This is a genomic window from Rhizobium rosettiformans W3, assembly GCF_004912135.1.
GTDB lineage: Bacteria > Pseudomonadota > Alphaproteobacteria > Rhizobiales > Rhizobiaceae > Allorhizobium > Allorhizobium rosettiformans.
This window is the reverse complement of sequence record NZ_STGU01000007.1, coordinates 229,599-253,628: the sequence shown is the minus strand read 5'-3', so window position 1 is coordinate 253,628 and position 24,030 is coordinate 229,599. Positions and strand designations below refer to the sequence as shown.

The 24,030-nt window shown below is 61.8% G+C and carries 21 protein-coding genes; 2 read left to right on the top strand and 19 right to left on the bottom strand.

Annotated features, from left to right (window positions below; all coding sequences use genetic code 11):
- Positions 1-5 precede the first annotated feature (5 nt).
- The 5 genes from FAA86_RS14750 to FAA86_RS14730 form a co-directional block, all read right to left on the bottom strand.
- Positions 6-2,465: a beta-mannosidase gene (locus FAA86_RS14750; RefSeq protein ID WP_136541741.1), complete on the bottom strand. Its 2,460-nt coding sequence runs from the start codon at positions 2,463-2,465 to the stop codon at positions 6-8.
- Between the two features lie 63 nt (positions 2,466-2,528).
- Positions 2,529-3,617 carry an ABC transporter ATP-binding protein gene (locus FAA86_RS14745; RefSeq protein WP_136541740.1) on the bottom strand — a complete coding sequence of 363 codons (1,089 nt, stop codon included), beginning with the start codon at positions 3,615-3,617 and terminating at the stop codon, positions 2,529-2,531.
- Positions 3,618-3,621: 4 nt separating this feature from the next.
- Entirely contained in the window at positions 3,622-4,566 is a 945-nt protein-coding gene (locus FAA86_RS14740; protein ID WP_113459628.1) for a carbohydrate ABC transporter permease, read from the bottom strand.
- The gene (locus tag FAA86_RS14735) at positions 4,559-5,461 is read right to left on the bottom strand and encodes a carbohydrate ABC transporter permease (RefSeq protein ID WP_113459627.1); all 903 of its coding nucleotides are present in this window, start codon (positions 5,459-5,461) and stop codon (positions 4,559-4,561) included. The genes FAA86_RS14740 and FAA86_RS14735 overlap by 8 nt, the downstream gene beginning before the upstream one ends.
- Positions 5,462-5,627: 166 nt before the next feature.
- A complete protein-coding gene (locus FAA86_RS14730; protein ID WP_136541738.1) occupies positions 5,628-6,863 on the bottom strand; it encodes an ABC transporter substrate-binding protein in 1,236 nt (411 codons plus the stop codon).
- Between the two features lie 440 nt (positions 6,864-7,303).
- On the opposite strand from FAA86_RS14730, the gene FAA86_RS14725 reads away from it, so the two are divergent.
- On the top strand, positions 7,304-8,335 hold the full coding sequence (locus FAA86_RS14725) for a LacI family transcriptional regulator (RefSeq protein ID WP_246035086.1): 1,032 nt from the start codon (positions 7,304-7,306) through the stop codon (positions 8,333-8,335).
- Between the two features lie 53 nt (positions 8,336-8,388).
- Here the strand turns inward: FAA86_RS14725 and FAA86_RS14720 are convergent, their stop codons facing one another.
- From FAA86_RS14720 to ccoN, 11 genes are all read right to left on the bottom strand, one after another.
- Positions 8,389-9,558, bottom strand: a complete 1,170-nt coding sequence (locus FAA86_RS14720) for a GGDEF domain-containing protein (RefSeq protein ID WP_136541736.1) — start codon at positions 9,556-9,558, stop codon at positions 8,389-8,391.
- 132 nt (positions 9,559-9,690) lie between these two features.
- A complete protein-coding gene (locus tag FAA86_RS14715; protein ID WP_136541734.1) occupies positions 9,691-10,542 on the bottom strand; it encodes an MBL fold metallo-hydrolase in 852 nt (283 codons plus the stop codon).
- Between the two features lie 77 nt (positions 10,543-10,619).
- Positions 10,620-12,041: an NADP-dependent phosphogluconate dehydrogenase gene (gene gndA / locus FAA86_RS14710; RefSeq protein WP_136541732.1), complete on the bottom strand. Its 1,422-nt coding sequence runs from the start codon at positions 12,039-12,041 to the stop codon at positions 10,620-10,622.
- 96 nt (positions 12,042-12,137) lie between these two features.
- Complete coding sequence (ccoS, locus tag FAA86_RS14705; RefSeq protein WP_113459623.1) at positions 12,138-12,293, bottom strand: cbb3-type cytochrome oxidase assembly protein CcoS; 156 nt, start codon at positions 12,291-12,293, stop codon at positions 12,138-12,140.
- Positions 12,290-14,599, bottom strand: coding sequence for a cation-translocating P-type ATPase (locus FAA86_RS14700; RefSeq protein ID WP_246035085.1), 2,310 nt, complete (start codon positions 14,597-14,599; stop codon positions 12,290-12,292). The genes ccoS and FAA86_RS14700 overlap by 4 nt, the downstream gene beginning before the upstream one ends.
- Positions 14,600-14,601: 2 nt before the next feature.
- Complete coding sequence (locus FAA86_RS14695) at positions 14,602-15,090, bottom strand: FixH family protein (protein WP_136541730.1); 489 nt, start codon at positions 15,088-15,090, stop codon at positions 14,602-14,604.
- Entirely contained in the window at positions 15,087-16,673 is a 1,587-nt protein-coding gene (ccoG, locus tag FAA86_RS14690; RefSeq protein ID WP_136541728.1) for a cytochrome c oxidase accessory protein CcoG, read from the bottom strand. The genes FAA86_RS14695 and ccoG overlap by 4 nt, the downstream gene beginning before the upstream one ends.
- Positions 16,674-16,843: 170 nt before the next feature.
- On the bottom strand, positions 16,844-17,710 hold the full coding sequence (ccoP, locus tag FAA86_RS14685; protein WP_136541726.1) for a cytochrome-c oxidase, cbb3-type subunit III: 867 nt from the start codon (positions 17,708-17,710) through the stop codon (positions 16,844-16,846).
- 3 nt (positions 17,711-17,713) lie between these two features.
- The gene (locus tag FAA86_RS14680; protein ID WP_006726187.1) at positions 17,714-17,866 is read right to left on the bottom strand and encodes a CcoQ/FixQ family Cbb3-type cytochrome c oxidase assembly chaperone; all 153 of its coding nucleotides are present in this window, start codon (positions 17,864-17,866) and stop codon (positions 17,714-17,716) included.
- Positions 17,867-17,876: 10 nt separating this feature from the next.
- A complete protein-coding gene (ccoO, locus tag FAA86_RS14675; protein ID WP_113459618.1) occupies positions 17,877-18,608 on the bottom strand; it encodes a cytochrome-c oxidase, cbb3-type subunit II in 732 nt (243 codons plus the stop codon).
- Positions 18,609-18,619: 11 nt separating this feature from the next.
- On the bottom strand, positions 18,620-20,260 hold the full coding sequence (ccoN, locus tag FAA86_RS14670; RefSeq protein WP_136541724.1) for a cytochrome-c oxidase, cbb3-type subunit I: 1,641 nt from the start codon (positions 20,258-20,260) through the stop codon (positions 18,620-18,622).
- Between the two features lie 276 nt (positions 20,261-20,536).
- On the opposite strand from ccoN, the gene FAA86_RS14665 reads away from it, so the two are divergent.
- Positions 20,537-21,058, top strand: a complete 522-nt coding sequence (locus FAA86_RS14665; RefSeq protein WP_136541722.1) for a hemerythrin domain-containing protein — start codon at positions 20,537-20,539, stop codon at positions 21,056-21,058.
- A 25-nt stretch (positions 21,059-21,083) separates the two neighbouring features.
- Here the strand turns inward: FAA86_RS14665 and FAA86_RS14660 are convergent, their stop codons facing one another.
- The 3 genes from FAA86_RS14660 to FAA86_RS14650 all read right to left on the bottom strand — a co-directional run bounded on the left by FAA86_RS14660 (position 21,084) and on the right by FAA86_RS14650 (position 24,015).
- Complete coding sequence (locus FAA86_RS14660) at positions 21,084-21,758, bottom strand: PAS domain-containing protein (RefSeq protein WP_246035084.1); 675 nt, start codon at positions 21,756-21,758, stop codon at positions 21,084-21,086.
- A 294-nt stretch (positions 21,759-22,052) separates the two neighbouring features.
- A complete protein-coding gene (locus FAA86_RS14655) occupies positions 22,053-22,976 on the bottom strand; it encodes a lipid A biosynthesis lauroyl acyltransferase (RefSeq protein WP_210309959.1) in 924 nt (307 codons plus the stop codon).
- Positions 22,977-22,986: 10 nt separating this feature from the next.
- On the bottom strand, positions 22,987-24,015 hold the full coding sequence (locus FAA86_RS14650; RefSeq protein ID WP_113376533.1) for a zinc-binding dehydrogenase: 1,029 nt from the start codon (positions 24,013-24,015) through the stop codon (positions 22,987-22,989).
- Positions 24,016-24,030 lie beyond the last annotated feature (15 nt).

The following is a 24,030-nucleotide window of genomic DNA, read 5'->3' as shown; positions in this document are numbered from 1 at the left end:
GCCTGTCAGTCCACCGACTGGCAGGTGTAGAGATCGTAGATGCGGAACTCCGGCAGCTCGCCTGCGGGCGGAGCCGTCTCCGGCGTGAAGATGATGCGGCGGCTCTCGCCGGCCGAGAGGTCGAAGGCATTGTCGGAATAGCGGCCGGGAGTGCGGCTTTCGAGCATGACGAAAAGCGCAAGACCCTGGGCCGTGACCGTGACCTCGAAGGCACCATCCACGGTCGGGGTAACCGAGGTCTCGATCCGGGAAGGCTTAAGATCGAGCGCCTTGTAGGTGCCGTTGAGAAAATGTCCCTCCCCGCTCATGCCGTTCGACGCAATGAAGCTCCAGGCCAGCAGACCGTCTGCCGGGATTTCGGTCGCATCGAGCGTGATGAGCGTTTCCGCAGCATCCGGGCCGCAATCGCCCTGCACGCTTTTCAGCGGAATACGATCCCCCGACAGCGTCAGCACGAAAAGGTTGGCATCGATGGTGACGGTATCGAGCGTGTCGTTGACCATCGACAGCTTGATCGACGTGCCATCCTCCGAGGGAATGGCGGCAACCGTGACCGGCTGGAAGAAGCGGCGCACCATGTAATGCATGGCCTTCCAGCTGCCGCCGTAATCGAGGCTGGACCAGGAGGCGACCGGCCAGGTGTCGTTGAGCTGCCAGTAGATCGTGCCCATGCAATGCGGCTTCAGCGAGCGCCAGTATTCGACGGCGGTCTTGATGGCCAGCCCCTGCTGGATCTGGCTCAGATAGACGAAATTGGAAAAATCCTTGGGGAAGCGGAAATAGCGGAACATGGTGCCCGCAATCCGCTCATTGCCACCGGCATTCTTCTGGTGCAGCTCGATGACGGGCGAGGCAATGTTCATGTCCGCCTTGTCGGCGAAGCTCTCGATCACCGGCAGTGAAGTATAGGACTGGAAACCGAATTCCGAGCAGAAGCGCGGTTTGACGGTTCGGTAATTATCGAAACTCTTGTTCTCGTGCCAGACCGACCAGTAATGCATGTCGCCGGAGCCATCGGCATGCCAGGCGTCACCATAGTCGAGATAGCCCGAGGCCGGGCTCGAAGGCCACCAGATGCCTTGCGGGAAGCACTTCTTCACACCCTGCTCGATGACGCGGTTGAGCCGGTCATAAGCGACGAGATAGCGGTCTCTGTTGTCGCGCGATTCCGGGAACCAGGTCAGCGCACCGACGAGCTCGTTGTCGCCGCACCAGATGACAATGGAGGCGTGGCTGGAGAGCCGCTTGACCTGATACTCGACTTCGTGGGCGACGTTGTCGAGGAAGTCGTCCGTGCAAGGATAGAGATTGCAGGCGAACATGAAGTCCTGCCAGACCATCAGGCCCAGCCGGTCGCAGAGATCGTAGAACCAGTCGGCCTCGTAAAAGCCACCGCCCCAGATGCGGATCATGTTCATATGGGCGGCGACGGCGGAGTTCAGCAGATCGGTCGTCTTCTCCTCGGAAGAACGCGAGAACAGCGCATCCGCCGGGATCCAGTTGGCACCGCGGCAGAAGATCTCGCGGCCGTTGACCTTGAGCGCGAAGCGGCTGCCGGCTGCGTCCGGATCGGTGATCAGTTCGACTGTGCGCAGACCGATCTGGCGGGTAACGGCCTCTGTCGGCAGGTCGACAGTGAGTGAGTAAAGTGCTTGCTCGCCGGAACCTGCCGGCCACCAGAGGCGCGGGCTTTCGATCTCGAAGACATGCACGACCTTCGTTTCACCGGCAGAAATACCGACATCGAGGCGCACCCGTTCCCCATCGAGAGCGAAATGGATCGGCACGACCGCGGGATCGATCGAATGGATGGTAGCGGTAACCTTGAGCTCCACGCGACCGTCGGCGTGATGGACCTGCTCGGTCTCCACATGTTCCAGGCGCGCCGGGTCGAGTTTCTTGAGAGCCACCGTCCCGTAGAGCCCGAGGGGGGCGATCGCGATGTTCCAGTCCCAGCCGAAATGGCATTGCGGCTTGCGCAGCATGTTGCCGTTCGGGATCGGGGAGTTGGCGGTCGAATAGGGAATGTAGAAGGGCTGGCGGGCCTGGCGCTCGGCGCCGGCGGTGATGCTCGAATGGAAGACGATGCGGATCGTGTTTTCGCCCGGCTGAAGCGCATGGCTGACATCCGGCCGATAGCGGCGGAAGCAGTTGTCGGCGGAGAGAACCGGCACGTCGTTGACGAAGACGACCGCCACCGTGTCGAGATAGTCGATGTCGAGATACCAGCTGCCGGCGATATCTGGAACAACGACCTGACGCTCGATCACCCAGTCGCGCTCAGCGACCCACTGCACGACCTCCTCGTTTCGCCCGAAATAGGGATCGGGGATCAGGCCTGCGGCAGTGAGCGCCGAATGCACATCGCCCGGCAGCGTGATCGCCGCCTGATGGTCGCCGTCGACAGACGAAAGACGCCATTCGCCGTGGAGATCGATGACGCCGCTATGGGCATTCTGGGTCATGACTGAAGTCCTGCAGAAGAAAAAGGCGCCCCGGTCACAGCCCGGGACGCAGGGGGGAAGGTGTCAGATGCGCTCTTCGGTCTCGGCATCGAAAAGAGAGGCGACTTCCATGTCGAAGCCGAGACGAACCTTGGCGCCCGGTGCATAGCGGCGCGTGCCGCCGATGCGCACAGACATGGAATGGCCGGCATGCTTCAGCCAGAGCAGATTGTCCGCGCCCATCGGCTCCTCGATGTCGACCACCGCCTCGTGCAGCTCGCCGATGCCGGTTTCCTCGTCGACCTTGATATGTTCCGGGCGGACGCCAAGCACGACCTTGCGTCCGGCGGTGAGCGGCTCGCTGGCCTTGTAGCCCTTCATCGAGAAGAGCACATCATGGGTGCGGAAGAAGACCTCGCCGCCTTCGTTGATCAGATCGCCCTCCAGGAAGTTCATCGAGGGAGAACCGATAAAGCCGGCAACGAAGAGGTTCTTCGGCTGGTTGTAGATCGTGTTCGGATCGGCAAGCTGCTGGATGACGCCGCTTTTCATGATCGCGATGCGGTCGGCGAGCGTCAGGGCCTCGATCTGGTCATGGGTGACGTAGATCATCGTGTTCTTGAGGTTCTGGTGCAGGCGCTTGATTTCGACACGCAGCTCCGAGCGCAGCTTGGCGTCGAGGTTCGACAGCGGCTCGTCGAACAGGAACACGTCGACATCACGCACGAGTGCGCGCCCGATCGCCACGCGCTGCCGCTGACCGCCGGAAAGTTCGGACGGCTTGCGCTTCAGGAGCGGGCCGATCTGCAGGATGTCGGAGGCACGCTCGACGCGTCTTGCGATCTCATCCTTCGGCATCTTGGCGACCTGGAGGCCGAAGGACAGGTTCTTTTCCACCGTCATCTGCGGATAAAGCGCATAGGACTGGAAGACCATGCCGATGCCGCGGTCCTTCGGCTCTTCCCAAGTGACGTTCTTGCCTTTGATGAAGATCTGCCCGTCGGTCGGCTCGAGCAGGCCGGCAATGCAGTTGAGCAGCGTGGACTTGCCGCAGCCGGACGAGCCGAGGAGAACGATGAACTCGCCGTCGACGATGTCGAGATTGAGGTTCTGCAGCACCTTGACGGCGCCGAAGCTCAACGAGAGGTCCTTGATCGATACACTATGCGACATGAGCTTAACCCTTGACTGCGCCGGCGGCGATGCCCCGGACGAAGAGGCGTCCGGAAATGAAGTAGACGATGAGCGGCACGGCGCCGGTCAGAAGTGTCGCGGCCATATTGACGTTGTATTCCTTCACGCCCTGGACCGAGTTGACGATATTGTTGAGCTGAACCGTCATCGGGTAGTATTCCGGTCGGGTGAAGACCACGCCGAACAGGAAGTCGTTCCAGATGCCGGTGATCTGCAGGATCATGGCGACCACGAAGATCGGCAGCGACATCGGCAGCATGATCCTGAGATAAATCTGCCAGAACCCTGCCCCGTCGATGCGCGCGGCCTTGAACAACTCTTCCGGCAGCGAGGTGAAATAGTTGCGGAAGAGCAGCGTCAGGATCGGCATGCCGAAGATGGTGTGCACGATGACGAGACCGGTCAGCGTTCCATAGATGCCCAGTTCGCGCAGCACGATGACGATCGGATAGATCATGACCTGATACGGGATGAAGGCGCCTATGATCAGGATCGTGAAGAACAGCTCCGCGCCCTTGAAGCGCCAGTTGGCCAGCGCATAGCCGTTCACCGAGGCGATCAGGATCGAGATCAGCGTGGACGGCACGGTGATCCGCACGGAGTTCCAGAAGCCGCGTGACAGACCATCGCAATTGAGGCCGGTGCAGGCGGTGGCCCAGGCTTTCACCCAGGGCTCGAAGGTGATCTCGACCGGCGGCGAGAAGATGTTGCCAAGTCGGATCTCCGGCATGCCTTTCAGCGACGTCACGACCATCACGTAAAGCGGGATCAGGTAGTAGATCGCAAAGAAGATCAGCGAGCCGTAGAGCATGATGTTGCGGGACGAGAACGCCCGCTTCGGCTTGGCGCCACGGGGGCCCGTCGCGACATGATCGGAGACGGCATCGAAACCGGCGGCGGTAGCGTTAAGGGAACCGGGATTAGCCACGCTTCTTTCCTCCGAATTCGAGATAGGCCCAGGGGATGATGACGATGGCGACCGTGAGCAGCATCATGGTCGAGGCGGCAAAGCCCTGGCCGAGGTTCTGCGCCTGGAACATGTAGTCATAGACGTATTTTGCCGGCACTTCGGACGCGATGCCCGGGCCGCCACTGGTCTGGGCGACGACGAGGTCATAGAGGCGAACGATGCCCGAGGTGATGATCACGAGCGTGGTGATGAAGACCGGACGCATCATGGGAATTATGATGAAGACATAGGTCTTCCACATCGGGATCCCGTCGACGCGCGAGGCTTTCCAGATGTCCTCGTCGATGCCGCGCAAGCCTGCGAGCAGCAGGCACATCACGAGCCCGGTGCCCTGCCAGAGGCCAGCGATCAGGATGCCATAGATGACGATCTCGGAATTATAGAGCGGATTGAAGGTGAAGGTCTCCCAGCCCAGCGAGCGGACGATAGACTGCACCCCGAAATCCGGGTTCAGGATCCACTGCCAGACGAGACCGGTCACGATGAAGGAAAGCGCGAAGGGATAAAGGAAGATCGTGCGGAACGCGTTTTCGAAACGGATCTTCTGGTCCATCAGGGCCGCCAGCACGAAGCCGATCACGATCGAGAAGATCAGCGACAGGATACCGTAGATCGCGAGATTCTGGATCGAGGTGACCCAGCGCGGCGCATCCCAGAGGCGCTCATACTGGTCGAAACCGACGAAGCTTGCCCGCGGCAAGAGCTTTGAATTGGTGAAGGAATAGACGATCGTCCAGATCGTGCCTCCGAGGAAGATGACCAGGGCGGTCAGCACCATCGGGATGGAGGCGATCTTGGCATTCAGATTGCGAAACAGCTTGTTGGGTCGACCGGCATGCGACGCGCTCGCCATGGGTCAGTCCTCCTCGTCCTGGACACGGGGTGTCAGCCAAGACCGTCACGCTGAAACGCACACGCTTCCCGCACACGGCCGGCGGACGGGCGCATGCGCCCTACCCGGTCGATAATGGCCAATGTCCGGCCAGGGCTTTGCCCCTGGCCGGACAGGTCACCCGCGATTACTCGGCGGAAGCGATGATGTCGGCGAAGCGCTTCTGCGCATCCTCGACAGTCATGGACGGATTGGCGAAGAACTCGGAGAAGAGATCTTCCTTCTGCTTCTGGCTGTCGGCCGAAAGCAGCTGGTCGGTGCCCTGAATGACATTGCCCTTGGCGAGGATGTCGAGGCCCTTCTTCATGCAGTCGTTGGCGGCTGCCAGATCGACGTCGCCGCGAACCGGCAGCGAGCCCTTCTTCAGGTTGAAGGCAACCTGCGTGGCAGGTGCCAGCAGGGTTGCAGCAAGCACGTCCTGCGCAGCAGACTTGGCTTCGTCATCGACGGCCGGGAAGTAGAAGGCATCACCACCGGTGGAGATGATCTCGTTCACACCAAGCCCCGGAAGGCAGGTGTAATCCTTGCCAGCAACCTGACCGGCAAGCGCGAACTCACCCTGAGCCCAGTCACCCATGATCTGGCCGCCGGCCTTGCCGGTGATGACCAGATTGGTGGCCTGGTTCCAATCCTGGACGTTGGAGCCCTTGGACATGCGACGGGCATCGTCGGCAGCCTTGAACACCTTGGCGATTTCAGGACCGGCAGCGACTTCCTCGTCCTTGTCCTGGAAGACCTTGTAGAAGGTGTCCTTGCCGGCGATGGCGACCATCAGAACGTCGAAGGCACCGGCCGACTGCCACGGCTGACCGCCAACGGCGAGCGGAATGATGCCCTTGGCTTCGAGTGCCGGAGCGGCTGCGACGAATTCGTCCCAGTTCTTCGGCACAGCGACGCCTGCCTGTTCGAAGGCGGCATTCGACAGCCACAGCCACTGCCAGGAGTGGATGTTGACCGGCGCGCAATAGATCTTGCCGTCGATCGTGCAGCTGTCGAGCAGGCTTGCCGGCTTGACGATGTCCTTCCAGCCTTCCTTCTCGGCAACAGCCGTCAGGTCCTTCATCAGGCCGGCTTCGACGAGTTCCTCGGCCTGACGGCCGTGGTTGAACTGCGTGGCGCCCATCGGATCACCGCCGGTGATGCGGCTGATCATGATCGGGCGGGCGGTGCCGCCGGAGCCGGCGATCGCCCCGTCGACCCACTTGTTGCCGGTGGCATCGAATGCCTTGGCAAGCTCGGCGACGGCCGCGGCTTCACCGCCGGACGTCCACCAATGAGTCACTTCGAGATCGGTGGCCTGCGCTGCCGCATACGGCATGGCGACGGTAGCGGTCAAAGCTGCCGCAAAGCTACGAAAATTCATGAGTCTCCTCCCTCACTGAAACGTTGCCGGAAAAACTTATGCGAAAGGTTTGAGAGACGCAACCAGCCGGATTGGAAAAAATGCGTTAAAACCCGTTTTCATCGTCAGGGTGCAGTTGCACACACCCTTTCAAAACGCTTTGATCCCCATGGAGATAGCTACACAGCCGCGGATATTATCCCTTTTTTACAGAGGTTTAAGACGTCGAAACATCCGTATCGCCCGGCTATCAGATTACGGCCGAAACCATAGTCTCTTTCCGCAGCGCACAATCGCAAAAGTTGCAGATCTTCGCACCGCAGCACAAGAAATGGCTCGACAAATCTACTGTATCGTTTCAGATTTTCCCTTCGCCGCACCGGGAGGAGGTGCCGGTCTCCAGGTTTGCAGGCGAGGAAAAGCCAACTATAAGCGTGGCTTGTGCGAGTGGCGGGGACGACATGACAGATCAGCAGGGGGGCGGCCTCATGGACCGCCCGGTGGCGACGAAGGAGCGGCCGACGCTCAAGACGATCGCTTTCATGACGGGCCTTGGCATTACCACCGTGTCGCGGGCCCTGAAGGATGCTCCCGATATCGGCGCAGAAACGAAGGAGCGCGTGCGCATGGTCGCACGGCAGCTCGGCTACCAGCCGAACCGCGCCGGCGTCCGTCTGAGAACCGGAAAAACGAACGTCATCGCGCTCGTGCTCGGCATCGACGAGGAAATCCTCGGCTTTTCCAATCAGATGGTCGTTGGCATATCGGAGGTCCTGTCAGGCACGCCTTACCATATCGTGGTGACACCGCATGCGCACACCAAGGATCCGATGCTGCCGGTGCGCTACATCCTGGAAACCGGCTCGGCCGACGGCGTCATAATCTCCCGCACGGAGCCGGATGATGCCCGCGTCCGTCTGCTGACCGAGCAGAACATGCCTTTCGTCACCCACGGCCGCACGGCCATGGGCATCCAGCATCCCTATCATGACTTCGACAACGAGACCTTTGCCTTCGGAGCGGTCGAGCAACTGGTGAAACGCGGCCGAAAGCGGATCGCCCTCCTGCCGCCACCGAGCAAGCTGACCTATTACCAACACACTTTCGATGGCTTCATGCGGGGCCTGCGCGCCTTCGGGGCGGAGGAAGTGCCGCTGCACATCAACATCGATGCGCCGCTTGGCCAGATACGCTCTGCGGTCGAGGCCCTGATGCGTGGTCCGGATGCGCCCGATGGGCTGATCTCCTCCTCCGGCAGCAGCGCGATCGCTGCCAATGCCGGGATCGAGGCGGCTGGCAAGCGCGTCGGCGCCGAGATCGACCTCGTTGCCAAACAGGGTACGCCCATCCTGAGCTGGATCCGGCCCGACATCATCGCCGTCTATGAAGACGTGCGCCAGTCAGGCCGGGAGCTCGCCAAGGCCGTCATTGCCCGCATCGACGGGGTGGATCCGGAACTGTTGCAGAGCGTGAGCGAGCCGCGCTGGGAGTAGCCGGCAGAAGCGGGGGCAGCACCCTGCCCCACATCCGACTTTCTTCAAGAGCCTCAGGCGAAGGACGGCCGGTGCCCCTCGCCCCAGACAACGACCGAGTTGCGGCCATTGACCTTCGCGCTGTGAAGGGCCGCATCAGCCCGCTTCAACAGCTCGTCGGCAGTCACCTGCATGGCGCCATGCGCCACACCGACGCTGACCGTGACCGGGACAAGATCATCCCCGAGGAAGAACATGTGCTGCTCGACGCTGTCGTGGATGATATGCCCCAGCCTTTCGGCTTCCTCGACCTTGCAGAACGGAACGTAAGCCGCAAATTCCGCACCGGCGAGGCGCCCGAGAAGGGCATGTTCGGGCAGTTCCCGCAGGATGAGATCGGCACAGGTCTTCAGGACATCGTCGCCGCCCGAATGTCCGTAACGGTCGTTGATCCGTTTGACATGGTCGACATCGACATAGAGGAAGGCGCCCTCGCCGCGGACCTTGGTCGAAAGCGTCTGCAGCATGTCGAGGAAGGTGAAGCGGTTGGCAAGGCCGGTGAGCGCATCCGTGGCACTCGCCCACTGGGTCTCGACCAGCAGGCGATCGCGCGGCAAAAGCACAAAGGTGAGCGGCCCGACGATGGACTGTAGGAAGACAGCCAAGGCGGCAGCGCTGGCCCAAAACGGCAGGTCCGCCGAGACAATTTGCTGAGGCAGGGGCGCGATGAAGGTAGCAAGCCCGGCCAAAAACAGAAGACCTGCCTGCAGCGAGAACCAGATGCGGGCCGCCCGCCGATTGGCCAGGTGCTCCTCACGCTCCGAGATCCAGTGCTCCCCGGCAATAAGACCTGAATAGAGCGCACCAAGCATGGACAGGAGCAGAATACGCGCATTGGCATCCTGCTCGAAGACAGGAGCGGATGCCGTGAGAACGAAGAAGAGAGCCGGACCGGCGATTGCCAGGCGCAGATCGAATTTGCGGTGATCAAAGACCCTGAGACCCTGCCAGGCGAGCGCGCCAGCGAGCAGCAGGTAGCTTTGCGCGAAGGACGTACCGACGAGATAGCTCTCGCTGAGCAACGCCAGGACCGCACCCAGCGAGCCAGCAGCGGCACCGAGCGCCCAAAGGACGAACTCAATGCGACCTCGATCCTCCCGCCAGTGGCGAAGGAAGACTGCCGAAAAAACGGCAAGAACGGCAAAGCTGCCCAGAAGGAGCGTATGAATATCGATGGAAAACATCGCAAAAGCCTGAAATTCGAGCGGATTCGTTAACTACTGCGTCACGCTAGGGCTGACTTGTTAACTCCGTCATAAAACAGGAATTAGATTTTTAACCAATTCGGCTGCGATCGCCGGATCAAGGCGAATTGTTCACAGGGAAATAACGAGCCCATCCCGACCGACCACAAGGGAACCGCCGAAGACGCGGGTAACCGCCGCGCGCCAGTGCGCTTCGGTAAAGGCCGGATCGTCTGCGGGGATCAGGTGGTTGAGCACCAGCATGCCAACACCTGCCTGTGCAGCGATCTGCGCAGCATCCGCGGCAAAGCTGTGGGAGGCGACCAGATGCTCGCGCAGACGGCTGCCGTTTCCGGTTCGCCTGACGATGCTGTCCAGTCCTTCCGGCAGCATGGCCTCGTGCACCAGGAGATCGGCCCCGAGGGCGAAATCGGCCAACGGCGGAAACGGTGCGGTGTCGGCGGAAAAGACGATGGTCTTGCCCGATCCGACGAACTTCAAGGCGAAGCAATCGGTGACAGGCGGATGATCGACGCGCAGTGCGGTGACCGTCAGATCCTGATCGGTCAGCACCTCGCCCGGGCCGTATTCGATGATCTCGACCAGACCGGCGAGATCTGGCCGTCCCTCGTCGGCGATACGCGTCTCGATGTCATAGGCGAGCGACGCGAGGAAGCCGGCCCAGACGGCGCGCGTACCGGCAGGACCATAGACGATGACCTTGTGGTTGAGCCCCGTCGTCCAGGCCGTATGGATCAGAGGGCCAAGCTCGAGCACATGGTCGGAATGCAGATGGGTGATGAAAACAAGATCCAGCTCTTTCAGCGACATGCCGGCCTCGACCAGACCACGCGACACGCCGAGCCCGCAATCGATGACGATGCGGCGTCCCGAAAGCGTTAAAAGCATCGAGGTCGGATTGGGACCGCCGGGGCGAATGGCCGGCCCGCCCTTTGTGCCGAGAAGCGTCAGCGTGTTCATCATCGAAGGCTCCCATGAAAAACAGGCCCGACATCGCGAGATATCGGGCCTCGATCAGATGACGGGTCTCGAGGGACCGATCAGAACTGGCCGGCCCAGGGTCCGTGATGGATGTCCTTGCCGTCGAGACGGTCGAAGCCATGGGCGCCGAAGAAGTCGCGCTGGGCCTGGATGAGGTTTGCCGTACCGCGACCGCGACGATAGGTGTCGAAGTAGGAGAGCGCGGACGACAGCGCCGGGACAGGAAGGCCGGACAGCGCGGCATGGGCGACGACGCGGCGCAGCGCACCATCGGTTTCCTTCACCATGGCGGCAAAGGCCGGGGTGACGACGAGGTTCGGCACGTTCGGGTCCTTGGTGAAGGCCGAGGTGATTTCGTCGAGGAACTGCGAGCGGATGATGCAGCCGGCACGCCAGATCTTGGCAATCGTCGGCATTGGCAGCGACCAGTTGAATTCGGCCGATGCCGCAGACATCACGGCGAAGCCTTGGGCGTAAGCGGCAATCTTGGCGGCGAGCAGCGCGTTTTCGAGATCGGCGATGAAGGCGACCTGATCAGCAGGTGCCTCGGCAAGGGCCGGCAGGCCGAAAAGCTTTTCGGCGGCAAGACGCTCGTCGCGTAGCGAAGACAGGACACGACCGGCAACAGCAGCCTCGATGCCGGAGGCAGCGACCGCGAGGTTCTGCGCCTCAATGGCCGACCACTTGCCGGTGCCCTTCTGGCCAGCGGAATCGACGATGACGTCGACCATCGGCTTGCCGGTTTCCGGATCGGTTGCCTTCAGCACCTTCTCGGTGATCTCGATCAGGTAGGAATTCAGACGCCCCTTGTTCCACTGACCGAAGATCTCGCCGATTTCGGCAGCCGACATCTTCAGGCCATCGCGCAGGATACCGTAGATTTCGGCGATCATCTGCATGTCGGCATATTCGATGCCGTTGTGGATCGTCTTGACGAAGTGACCGGCGCCATCGGTGCCGAGCCAGGCAACGCATGGGTCGCCGTTGAATTTTGCGGCGATCGAAGTGAGAACCGGCTCCACGCGCTTCCAGCTCTCTTCCGTGCCGCCGACCATGATCGAGGGGCCGTGGCGGGCACCTTCTTCACCACCCGACACGCCCATGCCGATAAAGGTGACGTCGGTTCCGGCGAGCCGCTCGAAGCGGGCGACGGTGTCGCGGAAGTTGGCATTGCCGGCATCGATCATGATGTCGTTCTTGGCAAGATGCGGCAGAAGCGCGGCCATCTGCTGGTCGACGGCCTCGCCGGCCTTGATCATGATGATGATCGGACGCGGCGGGCGAATGGCAGCAACGAATTCTTCGATCGTGTGGCAACCGATGATGCGGTCGGCGAGATCGCCGGCTTCGCCGAGGAATTCATCCGTGCGCGCGGGCGTCCGGTTGAAGACTGCGATGCGATTGCCTTTCTCGGCAATGTTGAGCGCCAGATTGGAGCCCATGACTCCGAGACCGATCAGTCCGATTTCCGCTTGCTGCACGATGAAGCCTCCGCATGCAATTTCAGGGATGCGGCTTTCTCGCATTCGCGAAGGCATGCGGCAAGAGTGAAATTTGACCGTCCGGTAAACGCTGTATCAAGCATCCGGCTTGTCATCGGCCTCCGAGATCACCCGCCAGGCAGCCCCGTCGAGATCCTCATACTGGCCGCTCTTCAGCGACCAGAGAAAGGCGAAGAGACCGAGACCGCCCAGGAAGAGCGCAATCGGAATGAGGAAGATCAACATGTTCATGCGGCAATCCTCCGAGCATCGGCATGGCCCGCCGTCAGACCTGCGGCCGGAGCCTCGCCGAGCACGCGTTCGTCGAGCGACAGACGGTTGAGCCTGAGCGCATTGGCAACGACGATGATCGACGAGGTCGACATGGCAACGGCGGCAATCAGCGGAGTGGCGTAGCCGAGAAGCGCGATCGGAACGGCAATGACGTTGTAGCCGATCGCGAGCGCGAAATTCTCGCGGATTAGACGGCCGGCGCGGCGCGAGGCTTCGATGGCGAAGGGGACCGCCTCGAGGCCGTCGCGCATGAAGACGAAATCGGCGGCCTGACGTCCGACATCGGCAGCCGTTGCCGGCGCCATCGACACATGGGCGGCCGAAAGCGCCGGTGCGTCATTGATGCCGTCACCGACCATGAGCACGCGACGTCCTCGCGCAGAGGCATCGGCGCAAGCCTCGGCCTTGTCGCGGGGGGTGAGGCCGGCGCGCCAGTTGTCGATGCCGAGATCGGCAGCGAGCTTGGCCACGACCGGCGCGCGGTCGCCCGAGAGGATGCCGAGATCGAGGCCAAACTGACGCAGGCTGTCGATGGATGTCCGGGCCCGTGGCCGGAGCGTGTCCTCGAACAGGAAGGTGGCACGCTCGACGCCATCAAGTGAGAGAACGACTTCGGAATAGGGCTTTTCATCCGCAGCGCCAGCCTCAGCACCACAGGCAAAGCGACGGTTGCCGAGACGCCAGACCCCTTCCGATGTTTCCGCTTCGACGCCAGCGCCGGGAATTTCCCGGACGGTCTCGAAACTGCGCGGCTGTCCGCCATAGGCCGCCCAGAGCGCCCGCGACAGCGGATGGCGGGAATGCGCGGCAAGGCCTGCGGCAATGCCGAAAGAGACGGGTTCAAGCCGGGCGGCGTCGACGAGGCGCGGACGGCCAAGCGTCAGCGTGCCGGTCTTGTCGAAGGCCACAGCCTCGATTTCGGCAAGTCGCTCCATCGCCGAGCCGTCCTTGACCATGACGCCCGCTTTGAACAGGCGACCGGCGGCAACGACCTGGACGACAGGCACGGCGAGCCCGAGCGCACAGGGGCAGGTGATGATGAGAACCGCAATCGCGACCATCATCGCGTGTTTCCAGTCGCCGTCGTAAAGACCCCAGGCCACGAAGGAGGTGATGGCCAGGAGATGCACGGCCGGCGAATAATACTGCGCGGCGCGGTCGGCGATGCGGCGATAGCGCGCCCTGCCCCCCTCGGCGGCTTCCATCAGATGGATGATTTCCGAGAGGAAGGAGTTCTGCGCAGTTGCCGTCGCGCGGATGGTTAGCGAGCCGGTGAGGCTCAGCGTGCCCGCCTGCACCTCCGAACCGGGGTGGACCGAAACCGGCGCGCTTTCGCCGTTGACGATCGACATGTCGAGATCGCTCTCGCCGGAGACGACCACGCCATCAACCGGGATCCGGTCCCCGGCGGAAATCACCACCTGATCGCCCACACGGATTTCGTCGACGGCGCGGTATTCACGAGATCCGTCTTCGGCCAGAACCATGGCACCGCGCGGATTGAGACGGGCAAGGCCACTGATCGCCGAACGGGCCCGGTCGCGCATGATGTGATCCAGCGTGCGGCCGATCAGAAGGAAGAAGAGGAGCGACGCGGTCGCATCGAAATAGGCATGCTCGCCGTGATGGATGGTTTCCCAGAGCGAGGCGAAATAGGAAAGCGTAATGCCGATGGCGATCGGCACATCCATATTGGTGCGGCCGTGCTTCAGCACATTCCAGGCCGACTCATAGAAAAAGCGGCCGGCATAGATGAGCGCCGGTGCGGCGATCATCGCCGAGATCCAGTGGAAGAGATCGCGCGTCGAGGCATCCGCGCCGGACCAGACGGAGACCGAGAGCAACATGATGTTCGTGGCGGCAAAACCCGAGACCGCAACGGCGCGGATCAACTGGTTGCGCAGCGCATCGGAAGCTTCCTCCGCCGCTGTGAACAGATGCGCGGTGTAACCGGTCGAGGCGATCGCGCGTGCGAGATTGACGGGATCGGTCTCGACCCCGTCGACGCTCTCTTTCCACACCACCGAGACACGTTTCGTCGAGAGGTTGACGCGGGCGCGCTCGACTTCCGGGAGCGCCCTCAGCACTCCCTCGACCGTCGTGATACAGGTGCCGCAATGCACTGCGGGCACGCTCATGTCGACCTGCCAGAGGCCCGGCCCAACGGCACGGCTGGAGAGCTTCAGCTCTTCCGCCGAGGGGAGCGAGACCCCTGCCCGCTCCATGTCGAGTGCGCCTTCGGTGCCTGCTGCACAGCAACTCATCGTCATTCTCCCGAAACGGTGACCCGCTTCGCCTCATGCATGATCATCTTGCCACCCTTGGTCGCCTTGATCTCAACGATCCAGCTTCCGGGAAGAACGGCCGTTTCGGCGAGGTACAGGCCATCACCGGCAGGTGTCAGAACCAGTTCAAAGTCCTGATGCTCACCCACCGGGCGCTTGAAATGGGCAAGCACGCTGTCGGCAACGACAGGCACGTTGTTCGGCAGTGTCAGCCGGTAGCGCATGCCCTTCGTGTCAACAGAGAGGTCGCCGGCAATGCCCGTCGCCAGCATCTCCTTGATTGCAGCGGTCTTGCCGTTGAACTCCTGGCTCGCGACATAGGTGTTTTTCACCACCAGGCCGCTCCAGGTGGACGTCGCGAAATAGGCCATGGTGAAGTTCACGGTGATGATCGTCCCGAAGAAGGCGAGCATGATCGCCAGCATGTGCCAGCCGGTGAAGGTGAAGGGTTTGCGTGTTTCAGCGGTCATTTCTTTGCTCCCGGACCCATGAAGACTGCATCATAGACGTCGCGCTCATCACTGCCGGTATCCTTCGCTATGAACTGGAAATCCTGGTTGTCATCGGTGACCTTGTCACCGGCGAGTGTGACGAAGACCTTCAGCGTCGTGGCCTCATCCGGCTCGACCGATACGGTGAAGGTACGAGCCGGCGGCTGGTTGATGCCGTTGATCTTCATGGTGGCCTCCGGCAGGCCTTCGAGCGACACCTCGATCTCGCGCGGTGCGGCGATCATGTTGAGGATGCGCACGGTGTAGCCGTTGCGGATCGACCCGTCCGACTCGAGCACATATTGCGGATTGCGATCGTGGAGCACATTGACCTCCAGCCGGTCGCGGCCGAGCAATGCGACGAGCATGGCGACACCCACGGCGGTCCACACGCCCATGTAGAGCAGCGTACGCGCCCGGAAGATCACGCGCCAGTCGAAGTGGCGGATCTTGTCGGAGAAGCTGCCATCGGCATTGCGCACCTTGGCCGGATCGATGCTGCCGGTCCCGCCATTGGTCGCGAGCGCCATGTTCGACTGGTATTCGTCGAGCGTCGCATAAGCGATCAACCCGCGCGGCTTGCCGATCTTGTCCATGACGCCATCACAGGCATCGATGCAGAGCGCGCAGGTGATGCATTCGAGCTGCTGGCCGTCACGGATGTCGATGCCCATCGGACAGACGGCAACGCAGGCATTGCAGTCGACGCAGTCACCGACTGCTTCACCGGCCGCGATTGCCTTCTTGGCGTGCCGCGTGCGCGGTTCGCCACGCCAGTCGTTATAGGTGACGACAAGCGAATTCTCGTCGAGCATGGCGGCCTGGATACGCGGCCAGGGGCACATGTAGATGCAGACCTGCTCGCGCATCAGTCCGCCGAAAACGTAAGTCGTGGCCGTCAGAATGGCGACGGTCATATAGGCGACGGGTGCGGCATTGCCGGTGAGGAAATCCATGGCGAGTGAAGGCGCATCGGCGAAATAGAAGATCCAGGCACCGCCCGTCAGCACGCCAATCAGGATCCAGGTCGCGTGTTTCGTGACCCGCTTCCAGATCTTGTCGAAGCTCCAGGGTGCCGCTTCGAGCTTGATTCGGGCATTGCGATCGCCTTCGATGAAGCGCTCGACAACCAGGAAGAGATCGACCCACACCGTCTGCGGACAGGTATAGCCGCACCAGGCGCGGCCGACGGCGGAGGTCACCAGGAAGAGGCCGAAACCAGCCATCACGAGCAAACCGGCGACGAAGAAGAACTCCTGCGGCCAGATCTCGATGAAGAAGAAATAGAAGCGGCGATGCGCAAGATCGATGAGGACAGCCTGATCAGGCGCAAATTCCCCGCGGTCCCAGCGCAGCCAGGGCGTGAGATAGTAGATGCCGAGCGTGATCGCCATGACGATCCACTTGAAGCGCCGGAAGCTGCCTTCGGCACGTTTCGGGAAGATCTTCTTGCGGGCTTCGTAGAGCGGCTTGCGGGTCTTGGCCGACATCACGGCTTCGGCGTCATGTCTCTCGACCTCAGGCGCGTCCGGCGCACGGGTTTGATCGGCATGTATGTTCATGGGACGAGAACCTTCTTCTGATGCTCGCCTTGTCCCACCTCCACGGCGACCCCGCCTTGACTTAAGTCAAGCAGCGGCGAAGCGTCGCAACAGATAGTCTTTTTCGAATGTAAAACGAAAGAAGGGCCGCATCACCGGATGCGGCCCTCAGTCTCGGAGGAAGAGGAGGCTTATTCGCCGCCGCCCAACTGGTGCACGTAGACGGTCAGCTGCTTGACGGTGGTGTCACCGAGGCGGGCGGCCCAGCCGGGCATTGCGCCGTGACGCGGCTGCCGGATCTGTGCGGCAATCTGCGCCTCGCCATCGACCTTCAGCCAGATGGCATCGGCGAGATTCGGCGCACCGAAATCGCGGCTGCCCTTGGCATCTTCGCCGTGGCAGGAGGCGCAGTTTTCGGCAAACACCTGCTTGCCCGGTTCGACCATGGACGCGTCGAGCGGCGTGCCGGTCAGGCTGACCACATAGGCAGCGGCCTGTTTGATCTGCTCGGCGTCGAGAATGTCGGTAAAGGCCGGCATTTCCGAGACCCGGGTATCCGGATCCTGATCGTAGCGGATGCCGTGGGCGATCGTGGTGTGGATCGCTTCGAGATCACCGCCCCAGAGCCAGTCGTCGTCGTTGAGGTTCGGATAACCGGCACCACCGGCAGCACCCGAACCATGGCAGGGCGAGCAGTTGACCTTGAAGGCGGCCGCGCCGCCGGCAACCGCAAACTGTGTGAGCTCCTTGTCGGCGACGATCTCTTCGAGCGGCAGCGTGGCGATCCGGTCGAGATAGACAGCCTGGGTCGACTTCGCCGCGGCCAGTTCCTGCGCGACCTCGGCACGGCTGGAATAGCCGAGCAGACCCTTGGTGTTGTCGGTCAGGAGCGGCCAGGCCGGATACATGATCGTGTAGCCGATGGCCCAGACGATGGTCGCGTAGAAGGTATAGACCCACCAGCGCGGCATCGGGTTGTTCAGCTCGCGGATGCCATCCCACTCATGGCCGGTGGTCTCGACGCCGCTGATCTCGTCGATGTGTTTCTTGTCTGCCATTGTTCAATCCTCCTTGAGAGGGATGCTGGCCGCGTCGTCGGCAGGCTTTTTGCCGCCCGGGCGGAATGTGAAGAGCACGACGCCAACGAAAAACAGGGTCATGGCGAGCAGAGCCCAGCTGTCGGCGAAGTGGCGCATGGCGGTATAGGTTTCCATGGCGCCCTCCTCAGCGGTAACCGCTTGCGTCGTCGTAGGTGGAGAAGTCGACGAGCGTGCCGAGCATCTGCAGATAGGCGACGAGTGCGTCCATCTCGGTGAGCTTCGTCGGATCGCCGTCGAAATCACCGACCTTGGCCTTCGGATAGCGCTCCAGAAGGCCTGATGTGTCGGCATTCGGATCGGCCTGGGCAACCAGGTCCGCTTCCGCCTGCGCCATCATGTCGTCGGTATAGGGCACACCGACGAGGCTGTTGGCCTTCAGGTCCATGGTGACGTTGGCGACCTTGAGCGGCGTCGTCTTCAGATACGAGTAGCTCGGCATGATCGATTCCGGCACGACGTCGCGTGGTTCGGTCAGGTGCTGGACATGCCATTCGTTGGAATAGCGGTCGCCGACGCGCGCAAGATCCGGACCCGTACGCTTCGATCCCCACTGGAACGGATGGTCGTACATCGACTCCGCCGCCAGCGAATAGTGACCGTAGCGCTCGACCTCGTCCTTGAACGGCCGGATCATCTGGCTGTGACAGACATAGCAGCCTTCACGGATGTAGATGTTGCGACCGGCCAGTTCGAGCGGCGAGTAGGGACGCATGCCCTCCACCTTTTCGATGGTGTTCTCGAGGTAGAAGAGCGGCGCGATCTCGACGATACCGCCGATGGTGACCACCAGAAGCGAACCGAGGAAGAGAAGGCTCGTGTTCTTCTCGAGGATTGCGTGTTTATCAAGAATGGACATGGGTGCCCTCCTCATTCAGCCGGCTGCAGGGCAGCAGGGGCGACCGATCCGGGGATCGGAGCTTCCTGGCGCTCATAGCCGAGGATGGTCATCAGGATGTTGTAGGCCATGATCACGCTGCCCAGCAGGTACATGGCACCGCCGACGGCACGCAGGACATAGTAGGGGAACATGGCGGCGACCGACTCGGCGAAGGAGTAGACCAGGAAGCCCTGGGCATCATATTCGCGCCACATCAGACCCTGCTGGATACCGGCAACCCAGAGCACGGCGGCATAGACCACGATACCGAGGGTGGCGAGCCAGAAGTGCCAGTTGACCAGACGCAGCGAGTAGAGGCGGTTGCGGTTCCACAGCTTCGGCGTCAGGTAGTAGATGGCACCGAAGGAGATCATGCCAACCCAGCCGAGGGCGCCCGAGTGAACGTGACCGATGGTCCATTCGGTATAGTGGCTGAGCGAGTTGACGGCCTTGATCGACATCATCGGGCCTTCGAAGGTCGACATGCCGTAGAAGGCGATCGCGATGACCATCATGCGGATGATCGGGTCGGTGCGGATCTTGTCCCAGGCGCCAGAGAGCGTCATCAGACCGTTGATCATGCCGCCCCATGAGGGCATCCAGAGCATGACCGAGAACACCATGCCGAGCGTCTGTGCCCAGTCCGGCAGAGCCGTGTAGTGCAGGTGGTGCGGGCCGGCCCAGATATACATGAAGATCAGGGCCCAGAAGTGGATGATCGACAGGCGGTAGGAATAGACCGGGCGTCCGGCCTGCTTGGGCACGAAATAATACATCATGCCGAGGAAGCCCGCAGTCAAGAAGAAGCCGACGGCGTTGTGGCCATACCACCACTGGGTCAGCGCATCCTGAACACCGGCAAAGGCAGAATAGCTCTTGGTGCCGAGGAAGGAGACCGGGATCGCGAGGTTGTTCACGATGTGCAGCATCGCGATCGTGATGATGAAGGAGAGGTAGAACCAGTTGGCCACGTAGATGTGGCTTTCCTTCCGGGTCATGATCGTGCCCATGAAGGTGATCAGATAGGCGACCCAGACGACGGTGAGCCAGAGATCGACATACCATTCCGGCTCGGCATATTCGCGGCCCTGGGTGATGCCCAGAAGATAGCCGGTGGCGGCCATGACGATGAAGAACTGATAGCCCCAGAAGACGAACCAGGCGAGATTGCCGCCGAACAGCCGCTGGCGCGAGGTGCGCTGGACCACGTAGAACGAGGTTGCGATGAGCGCATTACCGCCGAAGGCGAAGATGACGGCCGAGGTGTGCAGCGGACGCAGGCGCCCGAAGTTCAGCCAGGGCTCGATGTTGAGATCGGGATAGGCGAGCTGCAGAGCCACGACGACGCCGACGAGGAAGCCGACGACGCCCCAGAAGACGGTCGCGATGACGCCGTAGCGCACCACTTCGTCGAAATATTCCGACGGCGGCGCCTTGGGCTTGAGCGTGGAGGAGGATGCCGCAGACGGAGCAAACTGCATCCGGCGCAGCATGACGATCGTGCCCGCAGTGAGCACGAAGAAGGCAACCCACATATGGGCTGCGAAGAGGCTGTCCTGGGTGAAAGCCACCCCGAGCAGCGCGGCGAAGGCGAGAACCGCCATCACCAGTGTCTCTAACGTGTAGTTCATTGTTGGAATCCCCCAACGCTTGCTGATCTCATCGCGGCGGCGGTCCCCAAACTGGAGATTCCTTCCGCGTCGGATGCACCAATCGCATTGGGGACGGCCATCCACCTTGATCCAAGTCAATGCACCGACCTCTAAAATTCGCGAGGCTTTGAGCTGCAATCGGGTTCGCGTTCATCGGAGACCAAGACCGACACGTCGCATCGACCAAGGCCCGTTGCGCGTGTCTTGGAGCACTGGGGTGCCGAGCGGCGGTCGACCCCGTTGGAGAAAACGGACATGCTGACGAACATCGAAAACAGCAAGCGCATCGCGGGGGACACGCGGACGGGCAACCGCCTGCTCGACGCCGGCAAGCGCGACCTCGCATGGCTGGACCGCGCCCATGCGGAGCAACTGGCTCTGTGCCGGGAACTGGAAGAAATCGCCGACTCACTGCCGGCGAGCATCAACCGGCAGAAATGCATCTATGCGGCCAAGGCACTTGGGCCCCTAATCAAGGGCATCCACCACTACGAGGAGACCGTTCTGTTTCCGCAGCTGCAGGCCAATCCGGATGCGACGGAGGCGCTCGGGCCGACGCTCGAGAGGCTGAAATTCGAGCATTGCGAGGATGAGTGCTTCGCCGAGGAACTGACGGACGCGCTGCTCAAGCTTGGCTCCGGCGATCGGGTCAATATGGAAGCGGTCGGCTATATGCTGCGCGGCTTCTTCGAAGGCATCCGCCGCCACATCGCGTTCGAGCGCGAGCATCTGCTGCAGGGCGTGACGGACGAGGAATTGCAGACGGCAGGTGCCTGAGCGTCACCTCCCGGATCATGCATCCTCAGGCAGCGACTTCGCCGAACACCGGTTCCGATTCACCCAGGGTCAGGATCGCGCCGCTGATGCTGCCATCGGCCGAGCGCAGCGGAGAATAGCGGCCGCGCATGTCCCCCTCGGACATGATGGCGGGAACGCGGGCGAGGAACGAACCGGACCGCCCGGCAAACGCCGAATCGAGCGCATCCTGCAGCCAGTCGCTATTGCCATCCGCCAGGCAGAGATCGAAGGCGCTGCGACCGATGATATCCATCTGCCGCACACCCAGCATCCGGGCCATGGCCGTATTGGCGAAGAGATAGCGGTAGTCGCAGGTGATGACGGCCACCCGTTCCGGGAGATTGTTGAGAATGGCCTCGTTCAGCTGCTCGTCGTCGCCGACCTGCACCGGACGCGCCGACGATACCGCCGGCTGCGGCGCCTCCTCTGCCCGTTTCGGACCGAAATAGCGTTCGACCAGCAGCGTCAGCATGGAGGCGTGCCGCAAGACGCAGGACCGGTCATCGGCATCTTCGCGCAGAAGCTTCGTCAGGAGACGCATCTGCAGATAGATGTCGTCGATATCCGACGCACGGTAGCTGATGAGGGCGGAGATCATCGGGTCGATCTCGCGATCGAGAACCCGCACGAGCTGGTCGTTGCCGCTGCGAATGGCCTGCTGCAGCTGAAGATTCTTCAACGAAACCGCTTCGAACATTGCCCGCAGATTCGAATCACGGAACTCGCCAAATGACATTCGCAACCTCACCCCTGAGATGTGACAAAAAAAATGAAGACGTCACAGATCTTCGGGCTGCGTAACATGAGGTTGTGTCACCTTCAATTGGCAGAACCGGCAGGATTGCGCCCAGCCCAAAAAATATCGTTGGGGCCAAATGAAATGAATGATGAGAAATCAGGCTGACGCGAGCGCGTCACAGCAAGAACGCTGGAGCGAATCAAAAGCGCTGATAATGCGGCGGTGATAGCGGGATCAGATGGACCGCTTGATGTCCCAGCGGTCGTGATACCAAAGCCACTGCTCCGGATACTCGCGCACCCAGGCCTCGACCTTGTTGTTCAGCATCTGCGCCGTCGCATTGACGTCGATCTGACCCTTGTCGTTACGAGGCAGGATGAACTGTGGCTCGATCTCCAGCCGGAAGCGGTTGCCCGGCAGGCGAATGCAGCGCGCCGGATAGACCTCGCACTCGAACTGGCGCGCGAGCTTGGCGAGCAGCGGATTGGTGCGGACCGGATTGCCGAAGAACTGGGTCTCCAGACCCTTCTTGAACTTCTGGTCGACCAGCACACCGACGCCGCCGCCCTGCTCCAGCTGCCGGGCCAGCGCGAAGGACGAGCCGGCATGCGAGGGCACGAGCTTGCCCATGCGCTTGCGGCGGAAGTCGAAGACCTTCTCGGCGATGTAGGGATTGTTCGGCGGCCGGAAGAGAACGGTCACGTAAAGCCCGAAGGCGGCACCCGCGACCGGCAGGAGCTCGAAATTGGCGGTATGGCCGGTGAAGACGATGAAGGGGCGCGGATTGTCGCGCAGGTCGAGGAACTGCTCGACGCCGGAGACTTCCACCCTGCCCTCGCCCGGTTTCTCCGGATCAAAATCGAACAGACGATCGAGGAAGACGTATTCGGCCGCGAGGCGGCCCATATGGCCCCAGCTTGCCAGTGCAATCTCTTCGCGCTCGGCCTCGGACTTTTCAGGAAACGCATTGCGCAGGTTCACCTGCATCAGGCGATGGCGCTTCGTCTTCGGCCCGACCCAACGCATCAGCCGGTCGGCGAAATTGATCGCGGAATCAGCCGGAAAGATCTTGAGCGCCGTCAGGAAGCCGAAGGCCGCCTGGGCGACGGACCACTGATAGAACTTGCGCAGCGCCAGAACGATGCGGGTGACGAGCATCCGCACGCGATCAGTCCATCTTCAGAATGATCTTGCCGAAGACCTGGCGGCCTTCCATGCGGGCGAGCGCCCGGTCGATATCGTCGAAGGTGACTTCGGTGTCGATGACCGGATGCACGATGCCGCGCGCCATCTTCTGCATGGCGTTCGCCATGTTCTCCATGCGGCAGCCAAAGGATCCGAGCAGCTTCAGCTGCTGCTGGAAGAGCATCATCAGGTTCATGTCGGTCGACACACCCGAGGTCGAACCGCAGGTAACGAGACGACCGCCGCGCTTCAGGCAGAGCATGGAGCCGGCCCAGGTGTCCTTGCCGACATGTTCGAAGACGACGTCGACGCCCTTCTTCTTGGTGAGCTTGCGCACGACACCTTCGAAGCGGTCGGTGCGGTAGTTGATGACGTGATCGGCACCGAGCGCCTTGGCCGGCTCGATCTTGTCGTCGGAACCGACGGTGGTGATGACGGTGCAGCCGATCTTCTTGGCAAGCTGAATGGCCGCCGTGCCGATGCCCGAACCACCGGCATGCACAAGGATGGTTTCACCCGGCTCGAGCTTGGCATTGTCGAAGAGCATGTGTTCGACGGTGCCGAAGGTGACGGGAGCGAGAGCGGCACCGACTGCATCGACGCCGTGAGGTGCCGGCACGAGCAGCCGGGCCGGCAGGTTGATCTTTTCCTGGGCGAAACCGTCGAGGTGGAAGCCGTGCACGCCACCGACATGTTCGCAGAGATTGTCACGGCCTTCGCGGCAGGGCTTGCAGAGACCGCAGGTGCGCGCGCCGTAAACGGCCGCCAACTGGCCAGGCAGGATATTGCCGACGCCAGGGCCGATCGCCTCGACCACGCCCGAAGCTTCCGCACCGATGACGAGCGGCATCTTGCGCTTGGCGAATGCCATGCCGCGCCAGCCCCAGACGTCGATATGGTTCAAGGCAACGGCCTTGACGCGCAACGTGACCTCGCCTGGACCCGGTGCATCCGGCTCCGGCAGGTCGACGATTTCGAGCTTGCGGTCTTCGACGAGTTGCAATGCGCGCATGACTGTTTCCTTCAG